Annotated in this window: 26 protein-coding genes; 20 read left to right on the top strand and 6 right to left on the bottom strand. The window is 66.0% G+C overall.

Annotation, left to right across the window (positions count from 1 at the left end):
- Positions 1-7: 7 nt before the first annotated feature.
- Positions 8-709: an orotidine-5'-phosphate decarboxylase gene (gene pyrF, locus C9J49_RS06465; protein ID WP_046078023.1), complete on the bottom strand. Its 702-nt coding sequence runs from the start codon at positions 707-709 to the stop codon at positions 8-10.
- A 219-nt stretch (positions 710-928) separates the two neighbouring features.
- Here pyrF and C9J49_RS06460 point away from each other — a divergent pair, with 219 nt between their 5' ends.
- On the top strand, positions 929-1,207 hold the full coding sequence (locus tag C9J49_RS06460) for a ComEA family DNA-binding protein (RefSeq protein WP_107181500.1): 279 nt from the start codon (positions 929-931) through the stop codon (positions 1,205-1,207).
- Between the two features lie 209 nt (positions 1,208-1,416).
- Here C9J49_RS06460 and C9J49_RS06455 read toward each other — a convergent pair whose 3' ends face one another.
- Positions 1,417-2,178 carry an SDR family NAD(P)-dependent oxidoreductase gene (locus tag C9J49_RS06455; RefSeq protein ID WP_046078021.1) on the bottom strand — a complete coding sequence of 254 codons (762 nt, stop codon included), beginning with the start codon at positions 2,176-2,178 and terminating at the stop codon, positions 1,417-1,419.
- 180 nt (positions 2,179-2,358) lie between these two features.
- Between C9J49_RS06455 and C9J49_RS06450 the strand changes: the two genes are divergently transcribed.
- The 6 genes from C9J49_RS06450 (at position 2,359) to C9J49_RS06425 (ending at position 8,008) form a co-directional block, all read left to right on the top strand.
- Positions 2,359-2,877, top strand: a complete 519-nt coding sequence (locus C9J49_RS06450; RefSeq protein WP_107181501.1) for an FxsA family protein — start codon at positions 2,359-2,361, stop codon at positions 2,875-2,877.
- A 204-nt stretch (positions 2,878-3,081) separates the two neighbouring features.
- On the top strand, positions 3,082-3,375 hold the full coding sequence (locus tag C9J49_RS06445) for a co-chaperone GroES (RefSeq protein WP_035595572.1): 294 nt from the start codon (positions 3,082-3,084) through the stop codon (positions 3,373-3,375).
- 58 nt (positions 3,376-3,433) lie between these two features.
- Entirely contained in the window at positions 3,434-5,083 is a 1,650-nt protein-coding gene (groL, locus tag C9J49_RS06440) for a chaperonin GroEL (protein ID WP_046078019.1), read from the top strand.
- 156 nt (positions 5,084-5,239) lie between these two features.
- A complete protein-coding gene (locus tag C9J49_RS06435; RefSeq protein ID WP_046078018.1) occupies positions 5,240-5,971 on the top strand; it encodes an RNA methyltransferase in 732 nt (243 codons plus the stop codon).
- Positions 5,972-6,273: 302 nt separating this feature from the next.
- A complete protein-coding gene (locus C9J49_RS06430) occupies positions 6,274-6,762 on the top strand; it encodes a phosphate-starvation-inducible PsiE family protein (protein ID WP_046078017.1) in 489 nt (162 codons plus the stop codon).
- Positions 6,763-6,889: 127 nt separating this feature from the next.
- Positions 6,890-8,008, top strand: a complete 1,119-nt coding sequence (locus C9J49_RS06425) for a histidinol-phosphate transaminase (protein WP_107181502.1) — start codon at positions 6,890-6,892, stop codon at positions 8,006-8,008.
- A gap of 14 nt (positions 8,009-8,022) precedes the next feature.
- Here C9J49_RS06425 and C9J49_RS06420 read toward each other — a convergent pair whose 3' ends face one another.
- The gene (locus C9J49_RS06420; protein ID WP_258393800.1) at positions 8,023-8,313 is read right to left on the bottom strand and encodes a hypothetical protein; all 291 of its coding nucleotides are present in this window, start codon (positions 8,311-8,313) and stop codon (positions 8,023-8,025) included.
- A 1-nt stretch (position 8,314) separates the two neighbouring features.
- Entirely contained in the window at positions 8,315-8,503 is a 189-nt protein-coding gene (locus tag C9J49_RS06415; RefSeq protein WP_046078015.1) for a hypothetical protein, read from the bottom strand.
- A 231-nt stretch (positions 8,504-8,734) separates the two neighbouring features.
- On the opposite strand from C9J49_RS06415, the gene C9J49_RS06410 reads away from it, so the two are divergent.
- The 10 genes from C9J49_RS06410 to C9J49_RS06365 all read left to right on the top strand — a co-directional run bounded on the left by C9J49_RS06410 (position 8,735) and on the right by C9J49_RS06365 (position 17,374).
- Positions 8,735-8,986: a hypothetical protein gene (locus tag C9J49_RS06410; protein WP_046078014.1), complete on the top strand. Its 252-nt coding sequence runs from the start codon at positions 8,735-8,737 to the stop codon at positions 8,984-8,986.
- A 58-nt stretch (positions 8,987-9,044) separates the two neighbouring features.
- Positions 9,045-9,710, top strand: a complete 666-nt coding sequence (locus C9J49_RS06405) for a YoaK family protein (RefSeq protein ID WP_107181503.1) — start codon at positions 9,045-9,047, stop codon at positions 9,708-9,710.
- A 128-nt stretch (positions 9,711-9,838) separates the two neighbouring features.
- Entirely contained in the window at positions 9,839-11,014 is a 1,176-nt protein-coding gene (locus C9J49_RS06400) for a zinc-binding dehydrogenase (RefSeq protein ID WP_107181504.1), read from the top strand.
- Positions 11,011-12,063, top strand: coding sequence for a proline racemase family protein (locus C9J49_RS06395; protein WP_107181505.1), 1,053 nt, complete (start codon positions 11,011-11,013; stop codon positions 12,061-12,063). The genes C9J49_RS06400 and C9J49_RS06395 overlap by 4 nt, the downstream gene beginning before the upstream one ends.
- Before the next feature lie 60 nt (positions 12,064-12,123).
- Positions 12,124-12,612, top strand: coding sequence for an NYN domain-containing protein (locus tag C9J49_RS06390; RefSeq protein WP_046078010.1), 489 nt, complete (start codon positions 12,124-12,126; stop codon positions 12,610-12,612).
- A gap of 119 nt (positions 12,613-12,731) precedes the next feature.
- Complete coding sequence (locus C9J49_RS06385) at positions 12,732-14,474, top strand: sodium:solute symporter (RefSeq protein ID WP_046078009.1); 1,743 nt, start codon at positions 12,732-12,734, stop codon at positions 14,472-14,474.
- Between the two features lie 192 nt (positions 14,475-14,666).
- Positions 14,667-15,803: a patatin-like phospholipase family protein gene (locus C9J49_RS06380; RefSeq protein WP_107181506.1), complete on the top strand. Its 1,137-nt coding sequence runs from the start codon at positions 14,667-14,669 to the stop codon at positions 15,801-15,803.
- A gap of 103 nt (positions 15,804-15,906) precedes the next feature.
- On the top strand, positions 15,907-16,245 hold the full coding sequence (locus C9J49_RS06375) for a hypothetical protein (RefSeq protein WP_046078008.1): 339 nt from the start codon (positions 15,907-15,909) through the stop codon (positions 16,243-16,245).
- A 35-nt stretch (positions 16,246-16,280) separates the two neighbouring features.
- Entirely contained in the window at positions 16,281-16,739 is a 459-nt protein-coding gene (locus tag C9J49_RS06370) for a copper chaperone PCu(A)C (RefSeq protein ID WP_046078007.1), read from the top strand.
- Positions 16,740-16,768: 29 nt separating this feature from the next.
- The gene (locus tag C9J49_RS06365; protein ID WP_046078006.1) at positions 16,769-17,374 is read left to right on the top strand and encodes an SCO family protein; all 606 of its coding nucleotides are present in this window, start codon (positions 16,769-16,771) and stop codon (positions 17,372-17,374) included.
- A 65-nt stretch (positions 17,375-17,439) separates the two neighbouring features.
- Here the strand turns inward: C9J49_RS06365 and C9J49_RS06360 are convergent, their stop codons facing one another.
- Positions 17,440-17,766 (bottom strand): TfoX/Sxy family protein, encoded by a 327-nt coding sequence (locus C9J49_RS06360; RefSeq protein WP_106489009.1) that lies wholly within the window; start codon positions 17,764-17,766, stop codon positions 17,440-17,442.
- Positions 17,767-18,165: 399 nt separating this feature from the next.
- Here C9J49_RS06360 and C9J49_RS06355 point away from each other — a divergent pair, with 399 nt between their 5' ends.
- On the top strand, positions 18,166-18,735 hold the full coding sequence (locus C9J49_RS06355) for a nucleotidyltransferase family protein (RefSeq protein WP_082090808.1): 570 nt from the start codon (positions 18,166-18,168) through the stop codon (positions 18,733-18,735).
- A gap of 88 nt (positions 18,736-18,823) precedes the next feature.
- Complete coding sequence (locus C9J49_RS06350) at positions 18,824-19,153, top strand: hypothetical protein (RefSeq protein WP_035595600.1); 330 nt, start codon at positions 18,824-18,826, stop codon at positions 19,151-19,153.
- 147 nt (positions 19,154-19,300) lie between these two features.
- Here C9J49_RS06350 and C9J49_RS06345 read toward each other — a convergent pair whose 3' ends face one another.
- Positions 19,301-20,185 carry an AraC family transcriptional regulator gene (locus tag C9J49_RS06345; RefSeq protein WP_046078004.1) on the bottom strand — a complete coding sequence of 295 codons (885 nt, stop codon included), beginning with the start codon at positions 20,183-20,185 and terminating at the stop codon, positions 19,301-19,303.
- 210 nt (positions 20,186-20,395) lie between these two features.
- Between C9J49_RS06345 and C9J49_RS06340 the strand changes: the two genes are divergently transcribed.
- Positions 20,396-21,448, top strand: coding sequence for an NAD(P)-dependent alcohol dehydrogenase (locus tag C9J49_RS06340; RefSeq protein WP_035595605.1), 1,053 nt, complete (start codon positions 20,396-20,398; stop codon positions 21,446-21,448).
- The last annotated feature ends 110 nt before the right edge of the window (positions 21,449-21,558 follow it).

Below are 21,558 nucleotides of genomic sequence, written 5' to 3'. Positions count from 1 at the left end.
CCAACCCTCAGCCCGTCGCCAGCTCCGCCTCGATGGCGGCCAGCGCCGCCATGGGATCCCCTGCCTGGGTGACCGGACGCCCCACCACCAGATGGGTACTGCCCGCCGCCATGGCCGTTGTCGGCGTCATCACGCGCCGCTGATCGCCGGCGTCCGCCGTGGCCGGACGAATGCCCGGCGTCACCTTGAGGAAGTCGTCGCCGCACAGGGTGCGCAGCCGCCCGGCTTCCTGGGCCGAACACACCACCCCGTCCATGCCGCTATCGCGCGCCAGGGTCGCCAACCGCTCGACCTGCTCCGCGGGCGTGGCCGTCACCCCCACCTCCGCCAGGTCCTCGGCCGCCATGCTGGTCAGCACCGTCACCGCGATCAGGTGAGTGGACAGGTCATGCTGGACCAGACGCTGCTTGGCCGCCTCCATCATCCGCCCGCCGCCACCGGCGTGCACGTTGACCATCCACACGCCCTGTTCGGCGGCGGCCTGCACGGCACCGGCCACGGTATTGGGGATGTCGTGAAACTTGAGGTCCAGGAACACCTCGAAGCCGCGCCCATGCAGGGCCTCGAGCACGTCGGGGCCGCTTCGCGTGAACAGCTCCTTGCCCACCTTGACCCGGCAACGGGCCGGATCGAGCCGGTCGGCCATGCACAGGGCGGCGTCCAGAGAGGCGTAATCGAGGGCGATGATCAGGGGAGACGCAGTGGGCACGGGCAGGGCTCCTGGTAGCTGATTGAACCTGCGCAGTATATCAGCCAACGCCCCAATCGCATGGGGAGATCACGACTCGCAGGCGTCGTCCATCGACGACAAAACACCGAGGCGATGGCTCGCACCCGAGTGCCTCCGATGCCACTAGCTTGAGACAGGTGCCGCCACGGCACCCGGGCTCACCCGTTCGCCCGCCCCCCATCGAGAGAGGTCCCTGCCATGAAAACACGCTACACCACCGGTATCGCCGCCCTGGGCCTGACGCTGATGCTCGGCCTGGTATCACCGGCCATCGCACAGGACATGGCGCCGATCGACGTCAACACCGCCGATGTCACCCTGCTCGCCGAGCTGCCGGGCATCGGCGAGACTCGGGCCGCCGCCATCGTCGAATACCGCGAGGCCAACGGCCCCTTCGAGAGCGCCGACGACCTTTCCCGGGTCAGCGGTATCGGTGAGATGACCGTACAGGGCCTCTCCGATCAAGTCACCTTCTGACCGCATCGACGGCGGACCCAGGCGGCACCGGCGCCCCGATGCAGGATGGCACCTTGCCGACCGCGCCTAGGTTTCGTGCGAAAAGTCGGCGAGCGATGGCCAGAAAAGGCAAAAATCGGTGAAAAGACGGAGTTTACGTGGTGTAAATGAGGACTTTTAGCCGATTTTTAACGCCGTAAGGGCGAGCGCAGACAGTTTTCGTACAGAACCTAGATCCTGAGCCCGCCGTCACACTCCAGCACCCGCCCGGTGAAATAGTCGTTGGCGAAGATGAAGGCCACGCTCTCGGCGATATCACCGGGCTGGCCCATGTGGCGCAACGGGATCTGCGACGCGATACGATCGCGGATGTCCTCGCGCAGCTCGGCCGTCATTTCGGTCTCGATGAAGCCCGGCGCCACCGCCCCCACCCGAATGCCGTACCGGGACAGCTCCTGAGCCCAGGTCACCGTCAGCGAGGCCACCCCGGCCTTGGCCGCCGCGTAGTTGCTCTGGCCGACATTGCCACCGCGCACCACGCTGGAGATATTGACGATCACGCCCTGGCGACCGGCCTCGATCATGCGGGTGGCCGCCTCACGCCCGCACAGGAAGACGCCGGTCAGGTTGACGTCGATCACCCGCTGCCAGTCGGACAGCGACAGACGCGTCGACACCTCGCCGTCACGTGCCTTGACCAGCAGGCCGTCGCGCACGATGCCGGCGTTGTTGACCAGCCCATCGAGAGGCCCCAGAGATTCGCCGACGGCCGTGAAGGCCTCCGCCACGGAGGCCTCGTCGGCCACGTCGACGACAAAGCCCCGCGCCATGATATTGGCCTCCGCCAGCCGACTCACGGCGGCATCCAGGCTGTCGCCGTCTCGGTCGAGCAGCGCCACGGTCGCGCCCTCCCGGCCGAGGCGCTCGGCCATCGCCAGCCCCAGGCCTCGGGCGCCACCGGTGATGGCGATGATGCGATCCTGCAGTGTCATGTCGAATCTCCCCACGCTGATGATCGTGCGTCGCTGCCGGAGCGCAGAAAGGCCGGCACCGACATCCGTCGTGCTTAGCCTATCCTGAATGTTGCGATGCAACACTCCGCCCTTCGAACGAGGCTTGATTTCCCACCACGACGCCCCCATTAAACCGGCATTCGTCAACGCGGAGTCATCATGCCCTTTCTCGCTTTCTTTACCGTCTTCGCCCTGCTCGACTTCGTCCTGCTGTTCACGGTCGGCAGCCACATCGGGCTGCTGACCACCCTGGCCCTGGTGCTGGGCACCGGCTTCCTGGGCCTGCACCTGATCCGTCGGGAAGGCGTCGCCACCTTCGCCCGCGCCCAGGAGCGCATGAACCGTGGCGAGCTGCCCTCCGGCGAGCTGCTGACCGGCGCCGCCCTGATCTTCGGTGGCGCCCTGCTGATGGCCCCGGGCTTCCTGTCCGATGCCCTGGGTTTCATGTGCCTGATTCCGGACGCGCGTCGCCTGCTCGGCCGACTGCTGGGCCGGGCAGGCATGCGCTTCCAGGGCGTCCACATGCAGGCCGGTGCCTATCAGGCCCGCCAGGGGAGCGACGCCGACTGGCAGCAGGCCGGCGAATCGCACGAGCCAGGCCAGCGCACCTCCTCTCGTGATGCTGACGGCGAGCCGCTGGAAGGCGACTTCATCGCCCACGACGAGCGGCGCGGCTGAACGGCAAAAAATTTTCGGACGGGGGCTTGAAAGCCCACTGGCCAGCCCCACCTATCCGACAGCAACGAGTTTCGATTCCGGCCCGCCGGAATCATCCCCACGGAAGGCAGGCGCCTTCACCCCGCAGCGAGACCTGCGGGTTGATGATGAAAACGCCGGGGCAGCGACGTTCCGGCACAGCAAACCATCAGGAGAACGTGAGCAATGAACATCCGTCCCTTGCACGATCGCGTCGTCATCCGTCGCGTCGAAGAAGAACAGAAAACCGCTGGCGGCATCGTGCTCCCGGGCAGCGCCCAGGAAAAGCCGACGCGTGGCGAAGTCCTCGCCGTCGGTAACGGCCGGATCCTGGACAGCGGCGACGTTCGCCCGCTCGACGTCAAGGTCGGCGACACCGTGATCTTCAAGGATGGCTTCGGCGTCGAGAAGCAGAAGATCGACGGTGAAGAAGTGCTGATCATGAGCGAGTCCGACATCCTGGCCGTCGTCGAAGGCTGAGCCTAGACCGCCACCCGCTCGAAACCGACGTTCACGAACTCACAGGAAACCTACGAAAATGGCAGCGAAACAAGTCAAGTTCTCCAGCGATGCCCGCACTCGCATGGCCAAGGGTGTCGACACCCTGGCCAACGCCGTCAAGGCCACCCTGGGCCCGAAGGGCCGCAACGTGGTCCTGGAAAAGTCCTTCGGCGCACCGACCGTGACCAAGGACGGCGTTTCCGTGGCCAAGGAAATCGAGCTCAAGGACAAGTTCGAGAACATGGGCGCGCAGATGGTCAAGGAAGTCGCTTCCAAGACCTCCGACGTCGCCGGTGACGGCACCACCACCGCCACCGTGCTGGCCCAGTCCATCGTCAACGAAGGCCTGAAGGGCGTCATCGCTGGCATGAACCCGATGGACCTGAAGCGTGGCATCGACCAGGCCATCCAGGCCGCGGTCAAGGAAGTCGGCGAGCTGGCCGTGCCGTGCACCGACTCCAACGCCATCGCCCAGGTCGGCACCATCTCCGCCAACGGCGACACCAACATCGGCCGCATCATCGCCGAGGCCATGGAGAAGGTCGGCAAGGAAGGCGTCATCACCGTCGACGAAGGCCGTGGCTTCGAAGACGAGCTGGACGTCGTGGAAGGCATGCAGTTCGATCGCGGCTACCTGTCGCCGTACTTCGTGACCAACCAGGACACCATGGCCGTGGAACTGGAAGATCCGTTCATCCTGCTGGTGGACAAGAAGATCTCCAACATCCGCGAGCTGCTGCCGACCCTCGAGGCCGTCGCCAAGGCCGGCAAGCCGCTGGTGATCATCGCCGAGGACATCGAAGGCGAAGCCCTGGCCACTCTGGTGGTCAACACCATGCGCGGCATCGTCAAGGTCGCGGCCGCCAAGGCGCCGGGCTTCGGCGACCGTCGCAAGGCCATGCTGCAGGACATCGCCATCCTGACCGGCGGTACCGTGATCTCCGAGGAAGTGGGTCTGGACCTCGAGCAGGCCAACCTGGACCACCTGGGCACCGCCAAGCGCGTGACCATGTCCAAGGAAAACACCACCATCATCGATGGTGCCGGCCAGGACGCTGACATCGAGGCTCGCGTCAACCAGATCCGCGCCCAGATCGAAGAGACGTCCTCCGACTACGATCGCGAGAAGCTCCAGGAGCGCGTCGCCAAGCTGGCCGGCGGTGTCGCCGTGATCCGCGTCGGTGCCGCGACCGAAGTGGAGATGAAGGAGAAGAAGGCTCGCGTCGAGGACGCCCTGCACTCCACTCGCGCCGCTGTCGAGGAAGGCGTGGTGCCTGGCGGTGGTACCGCCCTGATCCGCGTGCTGACCAAGGTCGCCGGCCTCAAGGGCGAGAACGAGGACCAGACCCACGGCATCGCCATCGCCGTGCGCGCCATGGAAGCTCCGCTGCGCCAGATCGTCACCAACGCCGGCCAGGAGGCTTCCGTCATCCTGAACCGCGTCAAGGACGGTGAAGGCAACTTCGGCTACAACGCCCAGACCGGCGAGTTCGGCGACCTGTTCGACATGGGCGTGCTGGACCCGGCCAAGGTGACCCGTAGCGCCCTGCAGTCCGCAGGTTCCGTCGCCGGCCTGATGATCACCACCGAGTGCATGATCGCCGACGACCCGGACGAGCAGGACGCTGCCGGTGGCGGCGACATGGGCGGCATGGGCGGCATGGGAGGCATGGGCGGCATGATGTAAGCCGGTCCCTTCTTCCAGGCCACGCCTGAGACAGACCCCCGCCGGGCAACCGGCGGGGGTCTTCTCGTTAAGGGGACTGGCGGCTTGGCGGCCTGGCGGCCTGGCGCGGTAAGATACTCGCTCCAAGTCTCCCATCTTCTGGCTGCCCTACTGTCCATGCTCTCCCATATCCGCATCGTCCTCGTCCAGACCTACCACCCCGGCAATATAGGCGCCTCGGCGCGGGCCATGAAGACCATGGGGCTCACCGACCTGGTGCTGGTCAACCCGCGCGACTTCCCTCACCCCGAGGCCAGCCGACTGGCCGCCGGCGCCGAGGACCTCGTCGACGCAGCCCGAGTGGTCGGCTCGCTGGAAGAGGCCGTGAGCGACTGCGTCCAGGTGATCGGCGCCAGCGCCCGACTGCGCAGCATGCCCCTGCCCCACTTCGACGAGCCCGCCGAGATGGCCGAGTCGCTGGTGGCGCATGCCGCGAGCGATCCCGTCGCTCTGGTGTTCGGCCGCGAGCGCTTCGGGCTGACCAACGACGAGATCCGCTGCTGCAGTCACCAGGTCAGCATTCCCGCCAACCCGGACTACGGCGTGCTCAACCTCTCCCAGGCCGTTCAGGTACTCGCCTACGAGACTTTCCGCGCCTGGCGACAGCGACCGGACAGCGGCTTCCAGGCCGCTCGGCCGGCCCAGGATCGCCAGCCGACCCGGGAACAGCTGGGCCACTTCCACGACCATTTGTCTCGCCTGATGCAGGCCAGCGGTTTTATCACTCAGCCCCATGCCCGCACCGAAGAACAGCTGCAGGCGCTGTTCGCTCGTGCCCAGCCCTCGCGCAAGGAGCTCTCGCTGTTGCGCGGGCTGTTGAGTTCGCTGGAGCCTGACGCGGAAGGCTGACACCCGAAGAGAGATACGGAAGCCAAAGCACGACCGACATCGAATCGTCATCGTCGATTCACTCCACCGTCATGCGCCTGACCGAGACTACAACGGCTCAAGACAGGAATCGGCAACGGACACTGCCACTCGCTTCGCCAGGGACGCACGGGGCAGGACGCCCCCAAGGGACGCCGATCTCGGCATCGGGACGATGCCCAGGGAGGAATGCAAGATCGCCACGACGCTCGCGTCGTGGCGTTTTTCTTGGTGGAAAGGATATTCCGGTGGCACAGTGAAGGTCTGGCGACCAGGAGGTCATGATGAGCGACGAACGTGACGAGCCACGGGTACCCCGCGACGATCCACCTCGGCTGCTCCACGACGAGCTCCCCGAGGAACACGAGGATCCGCTGATCGGCTGGCTTCACCGCATCATTCGCGTCGGTGTGAAGGCACTGGCCGTGCTGATGGTGTTCGTGATCCTGTGGGGCATCTTCGATGTCGTCTACGTGCTTTACCAGGAGCTCGCCTCACCTCCCTTCCTGCTGCTCGAGGTCGGCGACATCTTCCGGCTGTTCGGCGCCTTCATGGTGGTCCTGATCGCCATCGAGATCTTCATCAACATCCGCCTCTACCTGGGTACCAACGTTCTCCCCATCCAACTGGTCGTCGCCACGGCGCTGATGGCCATCGCCCGTAAGGTCATCGTGCTGGACATCTCGACCGTCTCCGCCGAATACGTGCTGTCCATCGCGGCCGTGGTACTGGCGCTGGGCGTGACCCACTGGCTGGTGGCCAGGAAACACTGAAGAGCACGCGCCTCGGTCTGGCCACGCCCTACTGGCAGGGCGACCCAAAGGGCCGGTAACCTCATACGATGAGCGAGCCCGCCTCCCAGGACAGGGCCCACATCCACCGTGCATCGAGAGAGGCCCCATGCCCCGCTTCGCCGACCACCTCTATTCGCCCGGTCCCGACAACCCCTTTCCCGGCCTCGCGGCGCTGCAGCGGCGTCTGGGCCACGCCATTCCGCACCGGCTGGGCTCCAACGAGGGGCTCGACATGCCCCATGCCGCGCTGCGTGAGCACTTCGGCGAGGCCATGGCCAAGCACGTCACCTGCTACGGCGACGCCGAAGCCATGGCCCTGCGTGAGCGCCTGGCGCGTCGCCACGGTTTCGACGTCGACAGCCTGCTGGTGGATGCCGGCTGCGACAGCCTGTTGGCCCTGGCCCTTCGCACCGTGGCACCGACCGGCACCACCGTGATCGCCTCCGCCGGCACCTACCCGACCTTCGGCTACTTCGCCCGTGGCCAGGGCTGCCGCCTGGTGGAAGTCGACTATCGAGAGAATGAGGAAGGCCTGGCGCCGAACCTCGACGCCCTGGCCGAGGCCGCCCAACGGGAAAACGCCCGCCTGGTGTACCTGGCCAATCCGGATAACCCCACCGGCCACCGCCATGAGGTCGACGACGTCGCCCGGCTACGCGAGGCGCTTCCCGAGGACTGCTGGCTGCTGCTGGACGAGGCCTATCATGACTTCCGCGACGATGCCGACGCGCCCGGATTCACCCGCGCCCTGCCCGGCGTGATTCGCTGCCGCACGCTGTCGAAGGCCATGGGGCTGGCCGGATTGCGCGTCGGCTACGCGATCGTCGAGCCCGAGACCCGCGCGATGATGCAGAAGGTGCGCATCCACTATGCGGTGTCGTCGCTCAGCCTGGCGGCCGCCGAGGTGGTGCTGGATCACCCTGCCGAGATAGACCGTCATCTGCGCGACGTCATCGCGCGGCGCGAGCGGCTGACGGCACATTTCCGTGCCCTGGGTGCCGACGTGCTGCCGAGCGCCACCAACTTCATCGCCCTTCGCCTGCCCAGCCCCGAGCTGGCCGCACGCGTGCACGCCAGGTTGCTGGACGAGGGCAAGCTGACCGCCCGCGCGGCTCATCCGGCACTCGGCCACCTGCTGCGGATCACCGCCGTGGAGGATGCCCTGGTGCCGGGCCGGCTGGCGACGCTGGAAGCGGCACTCGTGGAAGGAAACGAAGGCGAGTAGGCAGGCGGCGCCGCTCAGCAGCGCCCCTGCATGGCCAGCCCGGGCGGGCAGAAGCCACCGCGACGACGATGATCGCCGTAGTCACGATGGTGCCTGTGGTGGCGACGCTCACGGTAGTGATCGTCATGACGACGATAGTGGCGATACTCGCGCCGCTCGTGATGACGATGGCCATCGTGATAGCCACCGATCTCCACCAGAGGGCCGGTGTCGATGCGCGCCGGCGTGTAGCTGCACCCCGTCATCAGCAGAACGACCGCCACTGCCAGGCCTCCCATGACGCCGTGGCGACGTGAGACGGTCATCTCAGCAGCGTCCTTTCTTCGCCTGGCCCGGTGGGCAGAAGCCACCACCATGGCGGTGATAGTCGCGATCGTGGTGCCCACCGATCTCGAGCAGCGGTTCGGGATCGATACGGGCGGGCGTGTAGCTGCAGCCGGCCAGAAACAGGGCAGCAAGCAACAGGGTCGCAAGGGTCAACGGGCGAAATGACATGATGCCTCCTGGGCCTGATGAATGGCAGCCATTCTAGCGAAGCCCCGAGGCCTTACCCATGTGGCGCCGCGACGACACACCCTGTCTCAAGAAGGCAACATATTTAATGTGTTATCGTTATCAAGCCGCATCGTTGCGCGCCTTTTGCCCATTCATTTCGCGCCATTCCAGGCCAGATTCGAGCCGTTTATCCCCGAAATTTGCACACTGCAAGGAGGCGAAAAAGTCGCCATGAAATATCTGGAAGTGAGCGTCAGGACGGCGCACATCGTCCACGGATTCGATGAGGACAACCGCGAAATCCGAGAGCAAGGCCAGGACGACTTCACCACCAAGCTGGTGGCCATCGAGCGCATTCAGTCGATCAGCGAGCAGTACCTGCTGGTGACGGGATCGCACGGGCGCGTGATGTACTGGGAATACGAAGGCGGCCTGGCGCAGCTGCGCGACCGGCTGGACGCGTCGGGGCTGATGCTGCCCTGAACCGACGGGCATGATGAAATAACGACAACACCTTTATCCACCCTCACAAGGACGCATCGTGATCTCCAGGCTGCCTCGCTGGGTCGAATACGGCGCCTTCGTGCTGGCCTTCATCGCCGGCTGCGTCAATGCGGTCGGGCTGCTGGGCTTCGAGCACAAGGCCATCTCTCATCTCTCGGGTACGGCTACCCTGATGGGCACGGGGCTCGCCAATGGCGAGATCACATCGGCCCTGCACCTGGCCGGTATCCTGGGCAGCTTCCTGATCGGCGCGGCACTGTCGGGCTTGGTGCTGCCCGACAGTTCACTCAGGCTCGGGCGCCACTACGAGACGCTGCTGATTCTCGAGGGGGTGCTGCTGCTGGCCGCCATCCACTTCCTCGACGACGGCGCCCGCCTGGGCCACTACCTGGCCTCCATGGCCTGCGGGCTGCAGAACGCCATGGCCACCACCTACAGCGGCTCGGTGGTCCGCACTACCCATCTCACCGGCACCATCACCGATATCGGGCTGATCCTCGGCAACGCCCTGCGCGGCAAGCCCTTCGACCGGCGGCGCGCCCAGCTGTTGACCATTCTCGTGGTCGGCTTCGTGGCCGGCGGCGGCACCGGCGCCTGGCTGTTCGCCTCCCTGCATTTCCTGGCACTGGCAATCCCCGCCACGCTCTGCTTCCTGCTGGCATTGGGCTATCGCCTGTTCAGCCATCGGCACGGAGAGGGGTGAAGGCGAGCGCCGAACACAACCAAAAAATCCCCCATCGCGTCGCCCGAAATCGAAAAAAACCGTGGATGGAGCGGCCTGGCGACTTTGCTATCGTCACGGGACACTCACCCGACACGAGGAGCGAGCCGATGGGCGCAGCGCCCCTGCCCGACACCGTCCCCGCCACCATGGCCGCCATGCGACTGGTCGGCCACGGCGACGTGGACCAGCTGGTCTATGACGAGACCGTGCCCACGCCACGCCCCGGCCCCGGCGAGGTGCTGGTCAAGGTCACCGCCACGGCCAAGAACAACACCGACCGCAAGGCCCGCGAGGGTCTCTACCCGACCAAGGACCAGGGCGACGTGACCTCGTTCGCCATGGGCGGCTCCCCGACCCTGACCTTCCCGCGCATCCAGGGCGCCGACGTCGTGGGACGGGTGGTCGCCACTGGCGACGGCGTCGAGGCCTCGCGGCTGGGCGAGCGTGGCCTGCTCGACTTCAACCTCTACGCCGACGCCCGCCGTGACATCAACCTGACGCCGGACTACTACGGCCACGGCGCCGACGGCGGCTTCGCCGAGTACGTCGCCGTACCCTCGGACCAGTTCCATCATGTGCCCAACGCCGAGCTTGCCGACGCCGAGCTGGCGGCCATGGGCATGTGCTCCTATCAGACCGCCTATCACATGATGACGGCGGCCGGCGTGACGTCGGGCGAGCGCGTGCTCGTCACCGGCGCCAGCGGCGGCGTGGGCACCGCCCTGATCCAGCTGTGCCGCGTCGTCGGCGCCATTCCCTACGCCCTGAGCCAGCCGGACAAGGCCAACGCCCTGGTCGAACTCGGCGCCGAAGCGGTGCTCGACCGCTCCGACATGAGCGACTTCGAGGCGCAGGTGAAGGCGATGACCGGCGGCGCGCCGCTCGATGCGGTGATGGACCTGGTGGGCGGCGAGATGACCGACCGCTTCATCGACGCCATGATCTTCGACATGTCGGCCCGCTCGACCTACCCGCGGCTGTCCATCGCCGGCGCCAGCGGCGGCAACGTCAGCGAGATCATGTGGACCCGCATCTATCTTTACCAGGTGCAGATCTTCGGCGTCTCCCACGGCACCCGGGAGGAAGCCGAGCAGCTGATGGAATGGATTCGTGGCGGCCAGCTCAGGCCGGTGCTGCACGCGGCCTTCAGGCTCTCCGAACTGCATGCGGCGGAGCGCTACTTCGTCCATCGCGGCAGCCACTATCTCGGCAAGATCGTGATCGTCCCCGACGCAGAATGGGACGAGCACGGCGCGCCCTTCGCCCTCGAGGGAAAGCAATGAGCAAGCCCGAACTGACACTGCGGCTGATGGACATCCACGCCGGCGGCGACGTCAGCCGCATCGTGCTCGGCGGCGTCACGCCGCTGCCGGGCGCCACGGTGCGCGACCAGATGCACTATCTGCGCGACAGCGCCGACGGCCTGCGCACGCTGCTGCTCGACGAACCCTACGGCATCCCCGAGATGTCGGTCGATCTGATCGTGCCGCCCAGCGACCCGGAGGCCGCCGCCGGCTACATCATCATGGAGGTGATGGGCTACCCGATCTATTCCGGCTCCAACACCATCTGCACCGCCACCGCGGTGCTCGAGGCCGGGCTGGTGCCCAAGCGCGAGGGGCGCCAGCACTTCCTGCTGGAATCGCCCGCCGGGCGCGTGCAGATCGAGGCGCTGGTCGAGAACGACGTGGTCGAGGCCATCACCTGCGAGGGACTGCCGAGCTACATCGACACCTACCGCGAGACGATTCACGTCCCGGGCATCGGCGAGGTCGCCTACAGCGTGGCCTACAGCGGCGGCTTCTACGCCCTGGTGGATGCCACCGAGCTCGGCTTCTCGCTGGTCCGCGAGGAGGAACGCGCGCTGTCCGACTGCGCCTACAAGATCGTCGAGGCGCTGCAGGCCGAGCGCGGCTTCACCCACTACACCCTGGGCGACGTGGGCCCGCTGCCCTTCCTGCACTTCATGGGCCCGGTGACGGAAGTGGCCGACGGCTTCTACCGCTCGCGCTCCACCACCTACGTGCATCCCGGCGTGATCTGTCGCAGCACCACCGGCACCGGCACCTCGGCGCGTCTGGCGCTGATGCATCACGAGGGCCGCATCCGGCCGGGCGACCGGCTCGAGACCGTGTCGCTGCGCGAGACGGGCTTCATCGGCCAGTTCACCGGCACCCGCCAGGAGGGCGGCCAGACGGTGGTGGAGAACACCATCACCGGCAAGGCCTTCGTGCTGGCGCACTCCGATATCGTCGTCAATCCCGATGATCCCATGGTGCGCGACGGCAGCGTGTACCATATCCTCGGCTCGCGGCCAGACGCCGCGGACTGAAAGCCGGCGCGCCGTTCTGCGGCGCGCCGGCTCTTCCCACCTCGCCCACCGAGACCCCGCATGCCCACGGCACTGATCCTGCTCGACGTCCAGAACCTCTACTACACCAGCCGCCAGGCCCACGGGCGCAACGTCGACTACAACGCCCTCTGGGCCCGCGCCACCGAGGGCCGGCGGGTTAGCCGCGCCATCGCCTACGCCATCGACCGCGGCGACGAAAAACAGCGCCAGTTCCAGAACATCCTTCGCGCCATCGGCTTCGAGGTGAAGCTCAAGCCCTTCATCCGACGCGCCGACGGCTCGGCCAAGGGCGACTGGGACGTGGGCATCACCCTGGACGCCATCGACCATGCGGTTGATGCCGACGTGGTGGTGCTGATCTCCGGCGACGGCGACTTCGCGCCGCTGGTCGACAGGCTGCGCGAACGGTTCGGGGTCGAGGTAGAAGTGTTCGGCGTGCCCGCCTATACCGCCGACGCCCTGATCCGCGCCGCCGACCGCTTCGTGCCCGTCGAGGGCGCGCTGCTGATGGGGTGCGCCAACCGCTAGCCGGCCCTGTGGCGGGGCCCATGTCGTATTGGCCTTGTATCATGACGCTGCGAGAACGCCCTGCCCCGGGCGTAACCGCATCATGAGGCAGCACAATTCGACAACACACGGTTCCCACCATGGTTTATACCAGCGCCATCCTGCTGAGCCTGATCGGCTACTTCGTCATCGGCCATCTGGCCGGACGACGGGTCAAGCACCTCGACGACTATCTGGTCGCCGGACGCAACGCCCCGACCTTCCTCATCCTCGGCACCCTGGTCGCCAGCTACCTGAGCACCAGCGCCTTTCTCGGCGAAACCGGCTTCGCCTATCAGGGCTATCCCTTCGTGATGCTCATCTTCGCCGCCATCAGCACCTCCGGCTGCCTGCTGGGCGCGCTGGCCTTCGGCCGCTATCTGCGCCGCAGCGGTGCCCTGACCGTGCCGGAGTTCTTCGGCAAGCGCTTCGCCTCCAAGCGCGTGCAGCGGATCGCCGGCCTGACCACGGTGCTCGGCCTGGGCGCCTACCTGCTGGGTGTGATGCAGGGCGCCGGCATCATGTTCCAGGAACTCACCGGCCTGCCCTACTGGGTCGGCCTGGTGCTGGTGTGGCTGACCTACACCGGCTTCATCCTCTACTCCGGCTCGCCGGGCGTGATGCTGACCGACACCATCATGTTCGTGATCTTCTCGGTGGCCGCCCTCGGCGGCTCGCTCTACATCATCCAGGACCTGGGCGGCTGGCACGGCGTGGTCGAGGGCCTGCTGACCCAGAGCGACAAGCCCGGCATCGCGCTCTGGCATGGCGTACTGCAGGGCGACGACGCGACCTTCGCCACGCCGGGCGAAGCGCTGACCTGGGGCCTGACCCTGGGCCTGGTGTGGGCCGCCGTACTGGCGGCGAGCCCCTGGCAGTCCAGCCGTTACCTGATGGCGCGCAACGAACACGTGGTCATGCGCTCGGCCATGCTCACCGCGGTATCGCTGGCAGTCTTCTATGCCCTGATGATGATGACCGGCGCGGCCATCAACCTCTACGACCCGACCCTGAACGGCGAACGCGCCATGGTCTGGGCCGCCCTCAACGTGCTGCCGACCTGGCTCGGCGTGGTGATCCTCACCGGCGTCTTCGCCGCCGGCCTGTCGTCCTGCTCCACCTTCCTGTCGATCATCGGCTTCAGCATCTCCAACGACATCATGCCGGCCAACAGCAGCGAGGCCGCGGCCATGCGTACCAGCCGGTTCGCGGTGCTGGGTGCCGGCCTGATCGCCTTGATCCTGGCGCTGTTCCAGCCGCCGGCGGTGATGGCCGTGGTGTGGTTCGCCGCGACCCTGTTCGCCTCGTCCTGGGGCCCGGTGGCGCTGATGAGCATCTGGAGCCGTCGCATCACCGCTGCCGGCGCCGGCTGGGGCCTGACGGTCGGCTTCATCGGCAACCTCATCCTGTCGCTGATGGTGCAGGCCGAATGGATCGCGCTGCCGACCTACCTGCACCCGGTGCTGCTCAGCACCCTGATGGCGCTGGTGGCAATCGCCGTGGCCTCGTCGATGACCCGGGTCAGCCAGGCCGAGAGCGACTATCGGGCCTTCCTGCATCGCGACGACGAGCACGAGCCCGCCGGCTGGGCCGCCGGCTCCCGCGGCGTCGCCGTGTTCACCATGCTGGCGGGCGTCGGCGTCGGCGCCTTCCTGTGGCGTCAGTACGCCGACACCCTGGCCGAGCTGGCCGGCCGCTTCGGCATCGCCGAGTCCGCGGTCACCGGCGCCTACGCCCTGGCCATCGGCTGCGGCGGCATGCTGGTGATCGCCGGTGCCGTGGGCTATCGCGTGGTACGCAGTCGCCACGCAGCGGCCCGTCAGGCCAGCACCGCCAACACCTGACCCTTCCGCCTTTCCGGCGCCGGGCCCCCTGCGGGGAGCGGCGCCGGCCCCTCCGTTCGAGCCCATCGCGCCCAAGGCCGATGGGCTCGCGTCATTATCGAGCACGGCCCTGTCGCTTGCGTCGACGGCAATCAACGCCATGGGGGACTACACTGCAGCGCAGCATGGCGACCGAGAACGGAGACGAGCCACATGACGAACGGCACCCCGACGGCAGCGCGCAAGCGCATCGACCTGGCGCTGCAGGGCGGCGGCTCCCACGGCGCCTTGACCTGGGGCGTGCTCGACCGCCTGCTGGAAGACGACCGGCTGGAAATCGATGCCATCAGCGGCACCAGCGCGGGGGCCATGAACGCCGTGATACTCGCCGACGGCCTGCACCGCAACGGCCGCGACGGTGCCCGCGAGGCACTGCGCGATTTCTGGCAGGCGGTGAGCCGGCTGTCGCGCTTCTCACCGCTACGCCGCACCTTCTGGGACCGGCTGGTAGGCAACGACAGCCTCGATCACTCACCGGGCTACCTGTTCATGGAGGGGCTGACCCGACTGGTCGACCCGGCACGCCTCAACCCGCTGGGCATCAACCCGCTGCGCGACCTGGTCAAGGAGCAGGTGGACTTCGAACGCGTCAACGCCTGCGGGCAGGTCAAGGTGTTCGTCAATGCCACCAACGTGCGCACCGGCCGCGCGACGATCTTCCGCCAACCCCACCTGTCGCTGGACACCCTGATGGCCTCGGCCTGCCTGCCCACCCTGTTCCCGGCCGTGGAGATCGACGGCGAGGCCTACTGGGACGGCGGCTACAGCGGCAATCCGGCGCTCTACCCGCTGGTCGACAACCGCGGCTGCAGCGACCTGGTGGTGGTGCAGGTCAATCCGCTGATGCGCCGCCAGCTGCCCGGCAGCGCCCGGGAGATCATCAACCGGGTCAACGAGATCACCTTCAACTCGAGCCTGATCAAGGAGCTGCGCAGCATCCAGCTGTTACAGCGGCTGATCGAGGTCGAGGGCCTGGAGCTCGAGCGTGTGCGCGCGATGCGCCTGCACCTGATCCATGCCGAGCAGGACGTCCAGGAGCTCAGTGCCTCAAGCAAGATGAACGCCGAGTGGGAATTCATCTCGCGGCTGCACGACCAGGGACGCGCCTGGGCCGAGCGCTGGCTCGACGCAAACTTCGATGCCCTCGGCCGGCACTCCTCCTTCGACCTCGATGCGGTCTTCGACGACACCTTCAGCCCGCTCACCTATCCCGGCGACGCTCCCGACGACGCCTGTCCCGACGCGTCGAAGCCCGATGGCGACGGGCGCGGCGACCGTCTCCAAGACTGATCCCACACCGCCACGCTGAGAGCCCAGCCCCGCGGCCAAATGCCGCGGGACACCGAGCGGCGCTCGCTTGCCCGTCTCCGGCCAGCGACATAGAATCGCCGGCATGACTCACAAGCGCCCTTTCATCTTCCTGCTGGCCATCCCGGTGGTTCTGATCCTGGCTCTCGCCGGCTTCATCTTCGGCGGCCAGGCGCTCTCCGACAGCGGCCTCGATCGCAAGATCCAGCAGGCCCTGGCCGACGAGCTCGGCACCAGCGGCGAGATCGAACTCAAGAACCTGCAGGAAGTCCAGTACGGCTACGGCATCTGCGGACTGTATCGCACCGAGGACACGGAGCACGGCTACGCCTCCTTCTTCTACGATACCAACGCCGACCGCCTCACCCTGGACATCACCTCGCGCCGCTATCAGTCGCATTGCAGCCTGTCGGCCGTGTGCTGATTCCTCGGCCGCGTCCCGAACGGAGACACGACACCATGCCAAGCGCAAGACGCACCGCTCGCCAGTCCCGTCGAATGGCACTGGGCCTGCTGACGGCCCTGATGACGACCGCCACCGTGCAGGCAGCCGAGCTGGACGTCAGCGACGCCCGCCTGCGGCTGATGCCGGGCGACCTGCCCGCCGCCGGCTATTTCCGGCTGCATAACGCTGGCGACGAACGCGTCACCCTGACCGGCGCCGACAGCGACGCCTTCGAGCGCGTCATGCTGCACCGGACGGTGCAGGAAGACGGCATGTCGAGCATGCACGGCGTCTCCGAACTCGAGGTCGCGCCCGGCGACACCCTCGAGTTCGCGCCCAAGGGCTATCACCTGATGCTGATGCAGCGTAGCCAACCGCTGGCCGTAGGCGACGCACTCGAGGTCACGCTGGAGTTCGCCGACGCGCCGCCCCTGCCGGTGACCTTCGACGTGGTGTCTCCCGCCGCCCTGTAGTCGAGATACTGTCCGCCATGAGAGTGACCATGACCGCCATCCCGACCCGCCGGACGCTTGCTCGCTGGACTCTGCCGATGCTGGCAGCGCTGACGCTGGCCGGCTGCAGCGACCAGAACTGGCGCACCACCGACGTCTCCGAGATCATGCCGGCCCTCGACTTCACCCTGGTCGACGAGGACGGCGAGACGGTGCAGGCCGACGACTATCTCGGCAAGACCACGCTGCTGTACTTCGGCTACACCCACTGCCCGGACGTCTGCCCGACCACCCTGGCACGACTCTCGGCGGCTACCCACCAGCTCGACGAATCCCTCCGTGACGACGTTCAGGTGCTGTTCGTCTCGGTGGACCCGGCCCGCGACACCCCCGAGGTCATGGGCCGCTATGCCGATGCCTTCGGGCCCCAGTTCGTCGGCCTCACCGGCGAGACCGAGCAGATCGATGCGCTGACCAACCGCTATCGCATCACCTATTCCTACGACGAGCCGGACGCCGACGGCCGCTACGACGTCACCCATTCCAGCGCGGTCTTCGCCTTCGACCCGCAGGGCGATGCCCAGCTGCTGATGCGCGACAGCGACCCGCTGGACAACATCGTTGCCGATATCGAGCGCCTGGCCACCCAGAGCTGACGCCCAACGCCGGGCCATGGCAAGGTCTCTCGAAGAGTGTGAGCCTCCCCGGGCCGCCGCTCGCTTCAGGCGCCGCGACCTCGCCGTGCCGCCTGAAGCGAGCGGCAGGCCCATTCCTGCGCCAGCTCGGGATCCTCGAACAGCGCTTCCGGCGCCTGACGGTAGGAAAGCCTCACCACCTTGCCACGGCGCAGGTACTCGAAGGCCGGCAGCCCCTCGCGTTCGAAGTCCTCGACGTTCCCCGCATCCGTCTTGAGGTACAGCGTCTCATCGACCACCAGGGCAAACATCACCCCATCGTGATAGACCCCGTGACCGCCGAACATGCGCCGCAGATCGATCGGTCCCAGCCGTACGAACACATCGCGCAGATACTCCGTATACTCGCTCATGACAGCTCTCCATCAGGATAATGATCCATACGTCAGCTTGAATGCTTCCATTACCTGACGGTCACGTAACGTATCGCAGAGGACATTTACCTCGTCTCGCAGGTCACTTATGCTCAAAGTCATCTGATATCGTCGATCAGACATTCCGCTTCTCCATCGGGACACGCTGTACCGTGCCCCTTGGCCGAAAGGATTCGGTGCTGATGATCATTCGTCTTTTCCTTGATACGACCGACTGTCGGCGTTTCTCTCGCGATACCCACCAATCCGTCGAGGACGAATGTGCTATCACTGAGCCAGAAATACGAGCCCACCTTGAGGGCTTACCTGGAATGGCCGGAATAAGCACGCCTCCCGCATCAGAGTTAACAACCACTCGACAATACCGAAGGCTAGTGAATGGATAAGCATGGTGCAGGCATGATAGGCGCCGCAGACATGGTCAGGAAGTGGATAGAGAATGACCCTGAAAGACGGCAAGCGCTTGCCGCTGCCTCACGCCTTTCACTTCCAGACTGGTGCCTTGCCGCCGGCTTCGTGCGCAATCTTGTCTGGGACAAGCTTCATCAATTCACATCCATCACACCGCTGAACGATATCGACCTTGTCTACTTCGACCCATCGGATATATCCGCAAGCCGAGACCGGGACCTTGAACATCGCCTTTCCAGTATTCTCCATTTTCCTTGGTCAGTGAAGAATCAGGCCCGAATGCACACGAGAAACGGTGACAGCCCCTACACGTCAACTTCAGATGCCATGAGCCAATGGGTTGAGGTCGAAACGGCAGTTGGTGCCACCTTGAAAAATGGCCAAGACATTTCGCTCATTTCCCCCTTTGGACTCAAGGCGTTATTCGAACTCACGGTCACGCTGAACCCCAACAACCCGAAGCCACATGCACTCGACAAACGCTTGTGCGATAAGCGTTGGCTGGAAACCTGGCCCAAACTCTCGGTCAAAAAATGAAAGACAACACGCTCTTTTTCTGTCGCTGGCAAGCCACCCCGAATTTCGTAGTACACTACAGACTCGATAATCCACGAGAAGGAACCCGATGAGCACCGACGACCTGAAGGATTTCGAACGATCCATGCACGAGGAGATCGACGCCTTCCTCGAAGCCGAATCACAGCCCGCCAAACCGCAGAAGACGACCCGGCCCGCCGCCAAGAAGCCCCAGCCGCCCAGGGCCTCCGCCAGCGAGATGAAGACCGGCCATATCGTCAAGCTTGCCGTACGCACCAAGCAGCTGGAGATGGACACCGCCTTCGAGTACCACTCCACCAGCATCTCCAAGCTCGAGGCTCAGATGGAAGCCGAGAAGGCCGCCAACAAGGCCGGCTATCCGATCATCGGTTACGTCATCGATATCCAGCGGGTGTGATCGCGGCCACCACCGACGCGGCGCTCCTCGCCTCGATGCCCGGTCCTTTTGCGGCACCCATCTACTGCCCTACTTCCCGGGACGGTTCCGCTTCCTCGAGCGGGGCCATGAAGGAGGTTGCCGATCGAGGCCCACCACCCTGCCGGCTCACGACGTCTGCAGTGCCCGCTCTTCCTTGCGATGCTGCAGCGGCGAGGTGCCGAAACAGCGCTTATAGTCGCGGCTGAACTGCGACACGCTGCGATAGCCCACCGCCTCCGCGGCCTGATTGACGTTGCAGGCTTCCTGCACCAGCAGCTGCTGGGCCTTGATCAGCCGCAGTCGCTTCAGGTACTGCAGCGGCGACGCCTGGGTGACCTGCTTAAAGTGCTGATGGAAGGTCGTGGGACTCATGCTGGCCTGGCGCGCCAGATCCTCGACCGACACGTCATCCGCATAATGGGCATGCAGCCACGACAGCACCTGCACGATGCGCGAATAGTACCCCTGATGATGCACCAGCGCTCGCAGCGCCCCACCCTGTCGACCGCGAAGCGCCTCGAAGACCACGTCGCGCACCCGCTGTGGCCCCATGGCCGCGATCTCGTCCGGGTCGTGCAGCGTACGCAGCAATCGCTCCACCGCGCCTTCCATGCCGGCCGACATCGAGACCGAGTCCATGGGCACCGGCGACGCCTCTCCCCCTGTCATTTCGGCCATGGCCGCCACCAGCTCGCCGAGCAGCGCCGGATCCAGGCGAACCGATACGCCCAGCAGCGGCGCCTCCAGCGAGGCATGGGTCTCGCACTCGAAGGGCAGCGGCAGCGTCTGCACCAGGTACTGGCCGGGGCCATAATGAATCTCGCGGTCGCCGAGATATCCGATCTTGTACCCCTGGGCGACGATGATCAGGCTGGGATCATAGATCAGCGGCGTGCGTGGCACCGGTCGGCGTGAGGCCATCAGCGTGACGCCCGGCAGCCGCGTCGGGGTATAGCCGTCACGCTCGACCAGCGGCGAAATCAGCTCGATCAGAGGGCAGGTACGGGGCACGGACTGGCGTCTCCTGTGAAGGTGATGGCGAGATGATCGTGACAATTTTACCCACTATCGCATCCACCGGTCGCCCCATGCCGAAGGATTTGACAAAAATGGCGGAGAAACGTCGACCCGATGCCGGCGCCTGGCATCCATAATGCTCGAGCGATTCGCCGAGGTGCCTTGGGCACCTCGAGCCCTCACTACCCGCCAGGAGGATGCTTCATGAGTCAGACCAACGCTTACGCGGCCTTCGCCGCCGACAAGCCGCTGGCCCCGTTCAGCGTCGAGCGTCGCCAGCCTCGCCCGGACGACGTCGCCATCGAGATCCTCTACTGCGGCGTCTGCCACAGCGACCTGCACTTCGCCCGCAATGACTGGGGCATGACCCGCTACCCGCTCGTGCCGGGTCACGAGATCGTCGGCCGCGTGACCGCCGTCGGCGACGAGGTCAGCCAACACCAGGTCGGCGATATCGTCGGCGTGGGCTGCATGGTCGATTCCTGCCGTCACTGTCAGCCCTGTGAGGACGGTAACGAGCAGTACTGCCTGAACGGTTTCACCATGACCTACGGCAGCGACGATCGCCACGACGGCAGTCTCACCCAGGGCGGTTACGCCGACCAGATCGTGGTCAGCGAGCACTTCGTGCTGCGCATGCCCGAGGGCATCGACCTGGCCTCCGCCGCACCGATCCTGTGCGCGGGCATCACCACCTACTCGCCGCTCAAGCACTACGGCGTCAAGCCGGGCCACAAGGTTGGCGTGATCGGCATGGGCGGCCTCGGGCACATGGGTGTCAAGCTCGCCAAGGCGCTGGGCGCCGAGGTCACGGTGTTCACCCGCTCCGAGGCCAAGGTCGAGGAGGCCCGCCGTCATGGCGCCCACCACGTGGTGGTCTCCACCGACGAGGAGCAGATGGCGGCGGTCGCCGAGACCTACGACTTCATGCTCGATACCGTACCGGTGCAGCACGACCTCAACCCTTACCTGGCGGCGCTGAAATACGACGGCACCCACATCCTGGTGGGCCTGCTCGACCCGATCGAGCCGGCGGTACAAGGCGCCAACCTGGTATTCAAGCGCCGCGTGCTGGCCGGCTCACTGATCGGTGGCATCGAGGAGACCCAGGAGCTGCTGGATTTCTGCGCCGAACACGACATCCGCTGCGATATCGAGACGGTGAACATCCAGGACATCAACACCGCCTTCGAGCGCATGGAGAAGGGCGACGTCCGCTACCGCTTCGTCATCGACATGGCCTCGCTCAAGGAATGAGGCACTGAGCGCTCACCCTCCGGCCGTCTCCCCGAGGCGGCCGGCGACGTCGTGGCCGCGGCTCGCTGGCCGATGATCGTCGCCATGGCGTAGGCTTTGAACCGCACCGA

The organism is Halomonas sp. SL1 (assembly GCF_003030865.2).
Lineage (GTDB): Bacteria > Pseudomonadota > Gammaproteobacteria > Pseudomonadales > Halomonadaceae > Halomonas > Halomonas halophila.
This window is presented reverse-complemented; position numbering and strand designations above follow the sequence as displayed.

Coding starts and splice junctions, on each gene's coding strand:
- C9J49_RS06380 (WP_107181506.1), top strand. CDS start 14,667: ATGACGAACGGCACCCCGACGGCAGCGCGCAAGCGCATCGACCTGGCG.
- C9J49_RS06350 (WP_035595600.1), top strand. CDS start 18,824: ATGAGCACCGACGACCTGAAGGATTTCGAACGATCCATGCACGAGGAG.
- C9J49_RS06355 (WP_082090808.1), top strand. CDS start 18,166: ATGGATAAGCATGGTGCAGGCATGATAGGCGCCGCAGACATGGTCAGG.
- C9J49_RS06445 (WP_035595572.1), top strand. CDS start 3,082: ATGAACATCCGTCCCTTGCACGATCGCGTCGTCATCCGTCGCGTCGAA.
- C9J49_RS06370 (WP_046078007.1), top strand. CDS start 16,281: ATGCCAAGCGCAAGACGCACCGCTCGCCAGTCCCGTCGAATGGCACTG.
- C9J49_RS06420 (WP_258393800.1), bottom strand. CDS start 8,313: ATGACCGTCTCACGTCGCCACGGCGTCATGGGAGGCCTGGCAGTGGCG.
- C9J49_RS06415 (WP_046078015.1), bottom strand. CDS start 8,503: ATGTCATTTCGCCCGTTGACCCTTGCGACCCTGTTGCTTGCTGCCCTG.
- C9J49_RS06375 (WP_046078008.1), top strand. CDS start 15,907: ATGACTCACAAGCGCCCTTTCATCTTCCTGCTGGCCATCCCGGTGGTT.
- C9J49_RS06360 (WP_106489009.1), bottom strand. CDS start 17,766: ATGAGCGAGTATACGGAGTATCTGCGCGATGTGTTCGTACGGCTGGGA.
- C9J49_RS06425 (WP_107181502.1), top strand. CDS start 6,890: ATGCCCCGCTTCGCCGACCACCTCTATTCGCCCGGTCCCGACAACCCC.
- C9J49_RS06400 (WP_107181504.1), top strand. CDS start 9,839: ATGGGCGCAGCGCCCCTGCCCGACACCGTCCCCGCCACCATGGCCGCC.
- C9J49_RS06410 (WP_046078014.1), top strand. CDS start 8,735: ATGAAATATCTGGAAGTGAGCGTCAGGACGGCGCACATCGTCCACGGA.
- C9J49_RS06455 (WP_046078021.1), bottom strand. CDS start 2,178: ATGACACTGCAGGATCGCATCATCGCCATCACCGGTGGCGCCCGAGGC.
- C9J49_RS06365 (WP_046078006.1), top strand. CDS start 16,769: ATGACCGCCATCCCGACCCGCCGGACGCTTGCTCGCTGGACTCTGCCG.
- groL (WP_046078019.1), top strand. CDS start 3,434: ATGGCAGCGAAACAAGTCAAGTTCTCCAGCGATGCCCGCACTCGCATG.
- C9J49_RS06395 (WP_107181505.1), top strand. CDS start 11,011: ATGAGCAAGCCCGAACTGACACTGCGGCTGATGGACATCCACGCCGGC.
- C9J49_RS06340 (WP_035595605.1), top strand. CDS start 20,396: ATGAGTCAGACCAACGCTTACGCGGCCTTCGCCGCCGACAAGCCGCTG.
- C9J49_RS06430 (WP_046078017.1), top strand. CDS start 6,274: ATGAGCGACGAACGTGACGAGCCACGGGTACCCCGCGACGATCCACCT.
- C9J49_RS06390 (WP_046078010.1), top strand. CDS start 12,124: ATGCCCACGGCACTGATCCTGCTCGACGTCCAGAACCTCTACTACACC.
- C9J49_RS06460 (WP_107181500.1), top strand. CDS start 929: ATGAAAACACGCTACACCACCGGTATCGCCGCCCTGGGCCTGACGCTG.
- C9J49_RS06450 (WP_107181501.1), top strand. CDS start 2,359: ATGCCCTTTCTCGCTTTCTTTACCGTCTTCGCCCTGCTCGACTTCGTC.
- C9J49_RS06435 (WP_046078018.1), top strand. CDS start 5,240: ATGCTCTCCCATATCCGCATCGTCCTCGTCCAGACCTACCACCCCGGC.
- C9J49_RS06385 (WP_046078009.1), top strand. CDS start 12,732: ATGGTTTATACCAGCGCCATCCTGCTGAGCCTGATCGGCTACTTCGTC.